The organism is Pedobacter zeae, from assembly GCF_014196715.1.
Classification (GTDB): Bacteria; Bacteroidota; Bacteroidia; order Sphingobacteriales; family Sphingobacteriaceae; genus Pedobacter; species Pedobacter zeae.
In genome coordinates this window covers 990536-1002907 of the sequence record NZ_JACIEF010000003.1, presented here as the reverse complement: position 1 = coordinate 1002907, position 12372 = coordinate 990536, and the positions used below count along the sequence as shown (strand labels likewise).

General features: G+C 40.9%; 9 protein-coding genes. 6 read left to right on the top strand and 3 right to left on the bottom strand.

Translation table 11 applies throughout. The features are described 5' to 3' along the window. Positions 1 to 66: 66 nt before the first annotated feature. Together GGQ60_RS17360 and GGQ60_RS17355 are read right to left on the bottom strand one after the other, a co-directional pair. Entirely contained in the window at positions 67 to 2487 is a 2421-nt protein-coding gene (locus GGQ60_RS17360) for a DUF5916 domain-containing protein (protein WP_183766712.1), read from the bottom strand. Between the two features lie 114 nt (positions 2488 to 2601). Continuing rightward, positions 2602 to 4929, bottom strand: a complete 2328-nt coding sequence (locus GGQ60_RS17355; RefSeq protein WP_183766710.1) for an outer membrane beta-barrel family protein — start codon at positions 4927 to 4929, stop codon at positions 2602 to 2604. 308 nt (positions 4930 to 5237) lie between these two features. Here GGQ60_RS17355 and ffh point away from each other — a divergent pair, with 308 nt between their 5' ends. From ffh to GGQ60_RS17330, 5 genes are all read left to right on the top strand, one after another. Next, positions 5238 to 6578, top strand: a complete 1341-nt coding sequence (gene ffh / locus GGQ60_RS17350) for a signal recognition particle protein (protein ID WP_183766708.1) — start codon at positions 5238 to 5240, stop codon at positions 6576 to 6578. Between the two features lie 274 nt (positions 6579 to 6852). Then, the gene (locus GGQ60_RS17345) at positions 6853 to 8391 is read left to right on the top strand and encodes a YifB family Mg chelatase-like AAA ATPase (protein WP_183766706.1); all 1539 of its coding nucleotides are present in this window, start codon (positions 6853 to 6855) and stop codon (positions 8389 to 8391) included. A 257-nt stretch (positions 8392 to 8648) separates the two neighbouring features. Further along, on the top strand, positions 8649 to 9023 hold the full coding sequence (locus tag GGQ60_RS17340) for a hypothetical protein (RefSeq protein WP_183766705.1): 375 nt from the start codon (positions 8649 to 8651) through the stop codon (positions 9021 to 9023). A 111-nt stretch (positions 9024 to 9134) separates the two neighbouring features. Beyond that, the gene (locus tag GGQ60_RS17335) at positions 9135 to 9704 is read left to right on the top strand and encodes a Crp/Fnr family transcriptional regulator (RefSeq protein ID WP_183766703.1); all 570 of its coding nucleotides are present in this window, start codon (positions 9135 to 9137) and stop codon (positions 9702 to 9704) included. Positions 9705 to 9789: 85 nt separating this feature from the next. After that, complete coding sequence (locus GGQ60_RS17330) at positions 9790 to 10470, top strand: type 1 glutamine amidotransferase domain-containing protein (RefSeq protein WP_183766701.1); 681 nt, start codon at positions 9790 to 9792, stop codon at positions 10468 to 10470. 48 nt (positions 10471 to 10518) lie between these two features. Here the strand turns inward: GGQ60_RS17330 and GGQ60_RS17325 are convergent, their stop codons facing one another. Continuing rightward, positions 10519 to 10767 carry a hypothetical protein gene (locus tag GGQ60_RS17325; protein ID WP_183766699.1) on the bottom strand — a complete coding sequence of 83 codons (249 nt, stop codon included), beginning with the start codon at positions 10765 to 10767 and terminating at the stop codon, positions 10519 to 10521. 149 nt (positions 10768 to 10916) lie between these two features. On the opposite strand from GGQ60_RS17325, the gene GGQ60_RS17320 reads away from it, so the two are divergent. Then, positions 10917 to 12299, top strand: a complete 1383-nt coding sequence (locus GGQ60_RS17320; RefSeq protein ID WP_183766697.1) for an MBL fold metallo-hydrolase RNA specificity domain-containing protein — start codon at positions 10917 to 10919, stop codon at positions 12297 to 12299. Positions 12300 to 12372: the final 73 nt, after the last annotated feature.

The following is a 12372-nucleotide window of genomic DNA, read 5'->3' as shown; positions in this document are numbered from 1 at the left end:
TAATTGAGCGTTTGGAATCCAAAGTCCTTAGTCTTTAGTCACAGAATGCTTGTTAAAGTCTATGGTTTAACTCTTCTTTCTTTTTTTCTTAAGGTCCAGATAATCTACATAATACAGAACCTTAACCGAAAGGCTGTTATTTTGCGGAGAATTTAAAATATTACCCAGGTTTTTACCATAACGTTGTGTATAAAAGGTATCATAGGTTTCTGCAGCATCCTTGTAAGAAACAGAAAGTGTGCTTCCCGGGGCAAACTGCCAGGTATAAATTAAATCGATATTGAATACATTGTAATTTCTATCCAGTCCGTTTAACGGCAGCCCGGCATAATCCGTTAAATTGCCATCAGGTTTAAGTATAAAAAATTCTTTGTTCCTTCTGTCGCTCCAATAATGCCGCAAAACTACCGTAACCCCCATTAAATTGGTAAAAGTATATTTCGCATCGAAAGAGTTTTCAACCGTCTGGCGGTCGTATTTAGAAAAGATGGCCTTATCGCCCTGCGCTGTTACCCAGTTTACGTAATTGTAACTGGGATTAAAGTTTAAATCCAGTCCAAACGCCACTTTATCATTCAGCCTCAGGTTTTGAAAAAAGTAAAAATTATACATTTTTCCTTTAAAAAGCTGCTGTTCAAAAAAGCGGATATTTCCGCCAAAATTATAGGCTTTGGCCCGGTTAGGGTTAATATACAAGCTTATGCCATAATTTTCGGGAGTGTGGTAAAGCTGCCCGTTCCGCGCTTCATAAAAGTCGTTGCTTTTTCTATCCCAGCTTACATCCAGCTCTGCCGACCATAGATTTTTAAACCGGACCCAATAACCACCATTAAGGCCGATTTTCTGGTAAGCCGCCGGAATTGCCCTGCGCGAATAGGTTAAATTAAGCCAGCTTTCGAACTGGTTATACCATTTACCGGGTTTGTATATATTGTACCCAAAGCCAATGCGCTGATCTAAAAAATTGTTATTGGTAAAAAATCCCAAATCAGACGGATCGAATTTGTTATCGGCATATACCTGGTTATAACTCCATGTAAAATTGCCGCTCTGTTTTCCAAACCGAAAGGTATAGCTATACCCTGTGCTGGTTTCTTCGCCTCGTAAATAGCTCATTTTAGCACCTCCATTTACAAAGTATCTATTGCTTTTGTTATTTAAATTAAAAAGCAACGCACTTACATTGGCATCGTAGGCACTCCCTTGCCTTAATACATTGGTATTAATAAAAGTAGCCGAACTGTTGTTTTTTAACGATTGATCGAAAACCAGGATGTTGTAATTGGTAAGCGGTTGGGTTTCTATCAGGCGGGTATTGCCCTGCGCATCTTCCACTTCAGTTTCCATGCTATTGGTAACCGCATTAAAAATCCCAATGCCCAGGCCTTTTGCCGTCCGCCCCGAAATTTTAGTGGCATTTAATACCTTGGCCTCTTTCTGATCTTTTATAATTTTATCGTTACCCACCCCGCTGTAATCGTAATAAGATGGAATGGAACCGATACGTTTAGAATAAAACAGGTCTCCCTTATTGAAAAGCTCTGTTCCTTCGGTAAAAAACTGACGGTTTTCGTTAAACTTTACCTCAAAAGGGGTAAGGTTAAGGATCCGGTTATCGGATTGCACCTGGCCAAAATCGGGTACTAAAGTCATGTCGAGGGTGAAGCTGTTGTTGATCCCATACTTCACATCCATACCGCCATTAAACCTCGAGGTGGTGTTTTTTACCCCCGGCAAGTTAACGGGATAATGATTGATATATCCTGAAATATAGGGCGAAAAAGACAACCTTAAGGGCGGTTTAATGTCTTTTATCCCCACCCAGAGCCCTTCCTGGTTGATAAAGCCATTTACTTTAGGATCAACAAAATTCCAAAAAGTCTGTGTGTTGCTGCGCTGTATCCTGCGGCTAAAGTTCAACCCCCAGTTTTGCACATCTTTGCCCGAAAAACGTAAAGCCGAATAGGGGATTTTCATTTCACAGGTCCAGCCCTGATCGTCTAGTTTAACTGCACTTTCCCATACCGCATTCCAGTTCGGATCTTCATCACCCACCTGCGAGTATTTGGCGTCAAATTGCACACCTGCAGCTGTAACAAAAAAGCCGTTCCCGTTCATTTTATCGTAAAAAGGATCAACAATAATGGAGATAAAATCGGCATTACCTATATCATCCCTCGAAACCAGCTCGTGCAAAACACTGTCGGGATGATCGTACATTCGGGCGTAAACATAAATGGCAACGTCATCATAAAGCACCTTCATTTCGGTACGGCGGTCTTTGGTTTCTACCTTGCCGGGATTTGGCCTGATCTGAATAAAATCAGTCGCAATGGGAACATTGATCCAGCATTCATCATCTAAAACGCCATCAATCCTGGGCGTTTTTGATGTTCTTTTAGCATCCAGCTGTTTTTGTTTTGAAATATCCTGAGCTTGAGAAAAAGCACAAATAAATATGAAAAAAAAGAGGATACAGCGTTTCATTTGTTTAGGTTGATTACCTATAAGACTGTATCTACAATAAAATGTTGCACCAAGAGAAAAAATTTAATTGATAGGACTGTCGGGTTTATACCGTATGTATTATTAATGAGCTCGTTAATTGGCTCTTTGCGTTTCTCTAAAATTAACCTGTTTTTGGCTGCCCTTCACTTTCGATTTGCCAAAAGTGTAGGTGAAATTTAGATTAAACGAACGGGTATCATAATAGGTGCTGCCATATTGAACCGCACCGGCAAAGTACAACCTGTTCCGCTCTAAATCGCCTTTCAAAATATCGTTGACAGAAGCATTGACCTGAAATTTATCTTCGGCAAACGTAACCCTTGCACCTCCCGAAAGCACATACCGGCCTTCGTAGTACATATTGCCCTGTCTGGAAGATAAAGACTGCCTGAAATTAACGAAGGCCGACGTTTGCCTGCTGGTTTTAAACGTATTATTGGTGCTGTAAAAGAAGGCCGATCCGCTTTGTGTTAGTACCTGGGTGAGGACCGACTCAGCGGTTGAAAAGCTGTAAGAGGCGTAACTGCTGTTTTCCCACCAAGGAAAGATTTTTTGGTTGAGGCTTACCGTTAATCCCACATTATATTGGGTAAGGTAATTGTATGCATTTACGATCTTAAAGGCATCTTTAACCTCTACAACATAACCATATCCGTTAACCAGTTTTTGACCATAAGCAGTAAAAGACAAATTGCCCCTCAAGTACGATAATTCTATATTATGATTATAAGAGGGTTTTAAAAATGGATTTCCCGTATAGTAGGTGTATGGATTAGAGTAAAATTTGGCCGGATTAATGGCCCTTAAACTTGGCCTGTTGATCCGCTTTGAATAGTTGATAGAAAAAGTGTTTTTGGGGTTTGGTTTATAACTAAGATAAATTGTGGGAAAAAGTTTGCCATATTCAGACTGACTTCGCAAATCTATGGTTGGAGAATAGCCATCAAGCCAGGTATATTCATAGCGTAGTCCGGCTTTTGCAGTCCATTTTTTGCTCAGGTCTTTTTCCAGGCTGATATAACCAGCCATGTTTTTTTCGTTGTACTCGAACTGATTGCTTTTTAAAGGATCTACCTGGAATACATTCTGAATAAAATTGGCATAAGCCATCTCCGCATTATTATCAAAATTAATAAACTTTAAGCCTGTTTCAATCGATGCCCACTTGTAGGGCAATGCCAAATCTGCCTGTGCCGACCATACATTGTTCTTAATAGCATTAAAATTCCGCACACGGTAGGTTTGGCCGGTTTGATCTGAGCTGGTTTGAAAGTTATTGGTAATTTCTGGCTGTGTTGCAAAAAAGTTGAAACCCGTGCTCAGTTTTTTTCCTAAACTATCCAGCTTCTGGTCGTAATAAAGACTAAGTGTCTGATTCAGGTTGGGGTTTTCATTGTGCGAAACCGTACGAAGCACCGAATCGGTCAAGCCCTTGGTCTGGTAAACCGTTACATTGTCAATATTCATATCTGAGCTGGTTTTGCCCAGATCGTAAATCAGGCCCAGGTTTGCCTTTTTGCCTGCCTTATAATCCAGGCTCAAATTTACACCCACGCCATCGGAAATGGTTTTCCTCGGATCGCTGCTCAAAATAGAATTTACACCAAGGTTATTGGTCTGCTCTTCAATATGTGATAAACGGTGGTATTGCCTCAGCTTCACAGAGCTGCTCAGTTTTTGAGATTGATAATTAAGGTTAAGGTTATTGGCATAAGAGGAATAGGTATTTTGCACAAACGAAGGACTAAAATTGCCGCTCCAGCCCAGGTTTGGATTGCTTTTAACCACAATGTTAATCAGTCCGCTGTTGCCTTGGGCCTCGTATTTAGCAGGGGGCGTGGTAATTACCTCTATTTTTTCAATATCGTCTGATCTCAGCGATTTAAGGTAATTAATCAGGTCGTTACCACGAAGCTGTATCATGCGCTCGTTGATCATTACCGCCACACCACCTTTTCCTATAAGGGAAATTCCACTCTCGTCAACCCGCACCATAGGCGTTAATGCCAGGGCCTGGGTAAGATCGGTACCTTTTGCCGCGATTGAATTTTCGAGGTTAAAAACTATTCTGTCTATCTTCCTTTCCAGTAATGGCCTGCTTCCTTTTATAGTTACCTCCTTGAGCCTGCCAGCGCTGCTGCTCAATATTAAGGCAGGTACCATAAAATCGGCATAAACAATCTCAAAACTTGCGGATTTTGCGCTTTCGTAGCCTAAATAAGAGGCCAAAACAGTGTATTTCCCTGGTTTGATGCTTTGAAATTCAAATATTCCCTGCTGATTGCTGTACCGGGTGCCTATGACAGCCGAATCAGGCAGCTGAAGCAGTGTTACCGATGCATAATCCAGGCCTTTTTGTTTATTGTTTTCTATAACTTTACCGCTAACCTTAAAGGTTTGGGCCCGTGTTAATAACGTCATTAACATTAAAATAAGGCACAAGGAAGTATTCAAAATTATTTTCATTTGTATATGTTCGGTTTAAATAAGGGACAACCTTTCAAAGTGAATGTTGCATTGCTCTCAAATTAAGCGGTCTTGTGGAGGCAGAAAAGATTGAAACAGATGGCCGAAATACAGCCCCTGTGAAAACCAAACCGCTCATTTTCAAAAAAAGATTTTTGACTTTGGGGTGCAGCGATTTACAAGCAAAATTTGATACATTTGCCTTTTATTAAAAACAAGTAGCTTTTTGCTTTTTTGGCATGAAGCTTTTAGCTTAAAAAAAGATGTTTGATAATTTACAGGACAAGCTAGACAGGGCGTTTAAAGTATTAAAAGGACAAGGCAGCATTACGGAAATCAACGTGGCTGAAACCATGAAGGAGATTCGCAAAGCCTTATTGGATGCCGACGTTAACTATAAAACAGCAAAAGCATTTACTGACGAAGTAAGACAAAAAGCATTAGGGCAAAATGTACTTACAGCAGTTTCGCCAGGCCAGTTGCTTACCAAAATCATGAACGATGAGCTAGCAGCCTTAATGGGCGGCGAAGCTACTGAATTAGATACAAAGGCCAATCCAACCATTATTTTAATTGCAGGTTTAAACGGTGCGGGTAAAACCACATTTGCAGGTAAACTTGCCCTGTATTTAAAAGGCAAAGGTAAAAAACCTTTATTGGTTGCCGGCGATATGTACCGCCCTGCTGCTGTTGATCAGTTAGAGGTTTTAGGTACTACAGTTGGTGTTTCTGTTTATGCTAACCGCGCATCAAACGATCCGGTGGGTATTGCACTGGAGGGTATTGCACATGGTAAACAAAACGGAAATAATGTAATCATTATCGATACCGCGGGTCGTTTAGCGATCGATGAATCATTGATGAACGAAATTTCGGAAGTGAAGGCAAAAACCAATCCGCATGAAATTTTATTCGTAGTAGATTCAATGACCGGGCAAGATGCGGTAAATACAGCAAAGGTATTTAACGACAGGTTAGACTTTACCGGTGTAGTTTTAACCAAATTAGATGGCGATACACGCGGTGGTGCAGCCCTTTCAATTAAATCGGTAGTAAACAAACCGATTAAATTTATTGGTACAGGCGAGAAAATGGAAGCACTTGATGTGTTTTATCCTGACCGTATGGCTTCGCGTATTTTGGGTATGGGCGACGTGGTTTCGCTTGTTGAACGTGCACAAATGCAGTTTGATGAGAAAGAAGCGGCAGAACTTCAGAAAAAAATCCGTAAAAACAAATTCGACTTCAACGATTTCTACAACCAGATCCAACAGATCAAGAAAATGGGTAACATGAAAGATTTGATGGGCATGATACCGGGTGTGGGTAAAATGATGAAAAATGTGGATATCCAGGATGATGCCTTTAAATCGATCGAAGCCATTATCAATTCGATGACGCCTTTTGAAAAAGAAAACCCGGATGCCATCCAGCAAAGCCGCCGTTTACGTATTGCGAAAGGTTCGGGCAGCAAGGTAGAGGAAGTAACCAAGCTGATTAAACAGTTCGAAGATATGCGTAAAATGATGAAACAGTTTTCTAACCCTGCGGCCGCAGCAGCCATGATGAAAGGTATGCCTAAAATGCCATTTGGCAAGAGGTAGCCCAAGGTTTAAGGTAAAAGCCAGGGCTATAGAGCCTTATTTCTCATAAAAATAAAAATCCCAATCAGTAATGGTTGGGATTTTTTGTTTGAGGGTTCTGGCTTTGTTGCCGATAAGCAGGAATCGGTATTTGGTGGCCAATAGAGTATGAGTGAAACCACCTCAGTTATAACTAATGAGGCTAAAACTTGACCTTTACCTAAACAATTTTTATATTAGTAATCAATATTCATCCCGAATAATTTACATCCAAATTTATTTTAATTAAAAATCAATGCTTGTAAAAACATACGGGAGTGCTGTTTATGGCGTAAATGCACTAACCATAACCATCGAAGTGAATATCAGTGCCGGCACCAAATATTATATGGTGGGCTTACCGGACAATGCAGTAAAAGAAAGTTTACAACGGGTAGCCAGCGCGATTACTGTTTCTGGTTTTCGCATGCCAAAGCAAAAAATAGTAGTCAATTTAGCCCCTGCTGACATTAAAAAAGAGGGGTCTTCGTACGACCTGCCCATTGCCATTGGCATCTTAGCGGCTTCAGGGCAGATCCCCTGCGAGGAACTCGAAAAATATTTTATTATGGGCGAGCTCTCCCTCGATGGCAGTATTCAGCCCATTAAAGGAGCTTTACCGATTGCCATACAAGCCCAACAAGATGGTTTTGAAGGCTTTATCCTGCCCAAGCAGAATGTACGAGAAGCCGCCATTGTAGATGGCCTGCGGGCTTATGGTGTAGAAAATCTTGCCCAGGTAGCGGCATTTTTTAATCAGCACGAAAATTTGGAACAGGTGAAAGTGGATACGAAAGCGGAATTCTTAAAAAACATCAATAGTTATGAACACGATTTTGCTGATGTTAAGGGACAGGAAAATATAAAACGTGCACTCGAAATTGCAGCAGCAGGAGGACATAATGTTATACTGATTGGTCCACCGGGAGCAGGCAAAACCATGCTCGCCAAACGTTTACCTACCATTTTGCCGCCATTAAATTTAAGCGAAGCACTCGAAACCACCAAAATTCATTCTGTTGCCGGCAAGCTATCTGCCGCCGATTCGTTAATGAACTCAAGGCCTTACCGTTCTCCACACCATACCATAAGCGATGTAGCTTTGGTAGGTGGAGGGATAAACCCACAGCCTGGCGAAATCTCACTTGCCCATAATGGAGTGCTGTTTTTAGATGAACTGCCAGAATTTAAGCGTACGGTTTTAGAAGTAATGCGCCAGCCACTGGAAGACCGTAAGGTGGCCATTGCGCGGGCAAGGTTCTCTGTAGAATATCCCGCCAGTTTCATGTTGGTCGCTTCAATGAACCCTTGTCCCTGTGGTTTTTACAACCATCCCGAAAAGGATTGTGTGTGTGCCCCGGGGGTGGTTCAAAAATACCTGAGTAAAATATCAGGGCCCCTGTTAGACCGTATCGACCTGCATGTAGAGGTTACTCCTGTTAATTTTACTTCGCTCGCTTCGTCAGTCGATGCTGAAAAAAGCGATACCATCAGGAGCCGCGTAATTAAAGCCCGAGAAATACAGGATAAGCGCTTTGCGGATAAGCCCAAGCTGCACTACAATGCACAGATGAGCACCAAAATGGTACGGAAAGTATGCGAGATCAGCGAGGATGGGATTATGCTCTTAAAAACGGCGATGGAACGCCTGGGTTTATCTGCCCGCGCTTACGACAGGATTTTAAAAGTGGCCCGTACCATTGCCGATCTGGCCGGAAGCGAAAATGTAGAACTCGAACACCTGGCCGAATCCATTAATTATAGAAGCTTAGACAGGGACGGTTGGGCGGGGTAATTATTAAAAGATTTAAATATTTTAAAACTGTCCATTAATTACCAATTCTTTCGGGAAAAACTAAAGTATTCTTCCTGTTCCCAAAATAATTGAAATTATTTTTAAACATCAAATAACCATCTAATTAACAGATAATTAAAGCCATCACAAAAAGTTTTTCGGCATCGCTTTTCGCTTCTACCGGTTCCCCTTTGGCACAGTCATTGTCATAGACGTGTTACATTAATTACCTATTTAAAACTAAAAAAGTGAAAGAGATGAAAAAGACAGTTCAAATTTTAAGCATGCTTTTAATAGCATTAACCGTGATGGTTTCGTGTAAAAAGGATACAGATCCTGCCGACAGGGATTTCTTTGTAGGCACCTATAAAGGCTCCGTTTCATACCGCAATGGCGAATCGACCATTACGAGCACCGACGGTAAAGTAACTGTAAGTAAAGTGGGCGAAACCTATAATTTTTACTTTGGCAACAACATTCCGGATATTACAGGTGTAAAGTTCGAAAAATCGGGCGATAATACTTATGTAAGTGTCGGCTCAGGTGTAACAGGAATCACTATTGATGCCAGCACACTTAAAATGCTGGTTTCAAAAGACGGGCAAACTTGGACGGCAAATTGTACCAGGTAATACTTCAAAAAAACAAAGGCTCGATTGATAATCGGGCCTTTGTTTTTTATCCTTGTTTCGGTACAGGCAAAAAATTAAACGGGTTTAATGCTATTTAGCTAAATTTATAGCATGAGTTTCGAACTAAAAACACACCTCGAAGAAATCATTTCCCTTACCGATCAGGAGTTTGAACATATAGCTTCACATTTCAAATCTAAAACCCTCAAAAAACATCAATACCTTATCCAGGAAGATGAATTTGTACACAACATCTATTTCGTGGTTAAGGGCTTGTTAAAAGCGGCATTTACTGATGCCAATGGTAAAGAATACATTATCCAGTTTGCCATGGAAAACTGGTGGCTTTCAGATTTTCGGGCCTTTTATGCGAATGTTAAATCCATTACCAATATCTCCTGTCTCGAAAATTCCGAGTTGCTTTATATTTCGAAAGAAAATTTAGATAAATTATGCCGAGAAAGCCATAAGATGGAGCACTTTTTCCGTGTAAAAGGCAATTTTGGTTATGTAGCCCTGCAACAAAGAATTTTATCGCTGCTCAGCACTAGTCCCAAAGAGCGTTTCGAACAACTGGCACAGCAATACCCGCAACTTATGCAACGCGCTTCTAAAACAATACTTGCTGCTTATCTGGGTATTTCGAGAGAAACACTGAGCCGGCTTGCCACAAAAGTGTGATTTGGCGCACATGAAATCTGTGATTGAAGTCCTTTGTCTCCAAAAAACATAGGCTTAATTTTGTGGTACACTTAGCATAAAAGATATGAATAAGAAAGTTTTATTCGTGCTTACGAGCCACGACGAATTAGGAAACACAGGTTTAAAAACAGGATTTTGGTCAGAAGAATTAGCCGCACCTTATTATGCCTTAACTGATAAAGGTATTGATATTATATTAGCATCGCCAAAAGGCGGTCAGCCGCCAATTGATCCAAAAAGTGAAGATCCTGCATTCCAAACCGATAGCACGCAAAGAATGGACAAGGATACTGTTCTATTAGATAAGTTAAAGCATACCCTCCCTTTGGCTAACGTAAAAATGGATGATTACGATGCAGTATTTTATCCGGGTGGACATGGCCCACTATGGGATTTAGCTGAAAGCACAACCTCTCAACAGCTCATTACAGCCTTTTATACCGCCAATAAACCGGTGGCATTTGTATGTCATGCACCGGGTGTATTAAAAGATGTTAAAATAAATGGCGAGTACCTGGTAAAAGGAAAAAATGTAACTGGTTTTACCAATACCGAAGAAGACGCGGTTCAATTAACTTCAGTAGTGCCTTTCCTTGTAGAAGATATGCTGGTTAAAAACGGCGGGAACTACAGCAAAACAGCAGATTGGAATCCTTATGCGGTAGTAGATGGTTTGTTAATCACCGGACAAAACCCGGCCTCATCAGAAAAAGTTGCAGAAGAACTTTCAAAACTTCTTGCATAAATTTAATATCCCATACAGGCTCACTAAGCAAGCCTGTATGGTGTATTTTTATAACTCTTCTTCATCATCCTCTTCAGGTACATAGTTTTCAATGGCCTGTCCCACTGCATTTACCTCTTCATCTTCCTCAAAAATCGGAAGCTCGGTTTTATAGTCCATCTTTAACCAGATCGATGAAGTATCCTTTTGGATCTGCATATATTCTTTACCCTCTTTAAAGATTGTATAAGTTTGATTTCCTTCAGGAAATACTGAATAATTTACCGGCCCGATTTGTACATCAAAAGGTTCTTGCATAGCTGATATTTTTTGCAAAGATAAAAATCTTTTGCCGAGTATAATTTGGTCAGTGAATCAAACCTAATTAAAAAATTACGCCTGATTGTTTAAAAATCCCTTCAATTATATTACTTTACGGCGAAAGAATTTACGCGAAAGATAAGAAGATGAAGTTAACGTTTTGGGGCGCAGCGCAACAGGTTACCGGGAGTATGCATTTACTCGAAATCGGGTATTACAAAATATTGATAGATTGCGGATTAGACTATGAAAAGGAAACCTATCAGGAAGAAAACCAGCAATTTCCATTCGATCCGTCAAGCATTAACCTGGTCATTTTAACCCATGCACATATCGATCATTCTGGTAATTTACCTACACTGGTTAGGATGGGCTTTGGTGGGCAGGTGCTTTGTACACCACCAACTGCCGATTTAACTTCGATACTGCTGTTCGATTCTGTTGAACTGTTTCTGAGAAAAGCGGGTAGAAAACCCCGCACCAAACACGGCAATTTTAGCGGACCGAAACCTTTATACCTGCATAAGCATGTAATGGATACGATCGATCGTTTTGTAACCATTGCCTTTAACAAACCTTTTAAAATTAATGGCGATATTACCTTAACCTTTGTTCCTGTTGGCCATTTGCTGGGTGCTGCTGCTGCCATTTTAACCATAAACGATAACGGCATAGAGAAAAAAATAGCTTTTACCGGCGATATCGGCAGAGAAAATTATCCGGTTTTGGTTAATCCTGAGCCACTGCCAGAAGTAGATTACGTGGTAAGCGAGGCAACTTATGGAGGCAGGATGCACACCAAAGACCAAACACTCGAAGAACGCCTGGTTCAGGAAATTACAGAAGCCTGCATTAAAAGTCCCGGCCGCCTGATCATCCCTGCATTTAGCATCGGCAGAACGCAATCGTTGGTATTTGCCTTAAACCAGATATTTACTAAAAAACTTCTCCCGCCAATCCAGATTTTTGTAGATAGTCCGATGGCTGTTCAGGCTACCGATGTTTACCGTAAACACCATAACCTGGTGAATCAGGAAGCAAAAGATTTTTACCGGACCATGGGCGACGAATTCGAGTTTGAGCACCTGGCCTACGTGCAAACCATGAAAGAAAGTAAAGATGTTTCCAATTATTTTGACCCCTGCATCATTATTTCTTCTGCGGGTATGTTAGAAGGCGGGCGGATTCAGGATCATTTGTATTACAACATTCAGAACTATTATTGTACCATTCTTTTTATCGGTTATTGCGCAAAAGGAACGTTGGGCTACAAATTATTAAGCGGGGCACCGATTGTAAGGATTAAAGACCGCGAAATGATGGTTTATGCCACCATCCGCCAAACCGATCTGTTAAGCGGGCACGGCGATCATAACGATTTAGTGAAAACAATTAAACAAACCGGCCAGCCTAAAAAAGTTTTCCTGGTCCATGGCGAAGATAAAAGCCTGCAAAGTTTGTCAATGGCACTGCAGCAAGATGGTTTTAATGTTGAAGTGCCGGAGAGGGGAGCGGTATTCGAGCTTTAGTTCAGTTGTTCATTGGCCATTAGTTCATTAGTGGCTTTTAGTTGATTTTTTTTGTTAATAGCTCACAGATACT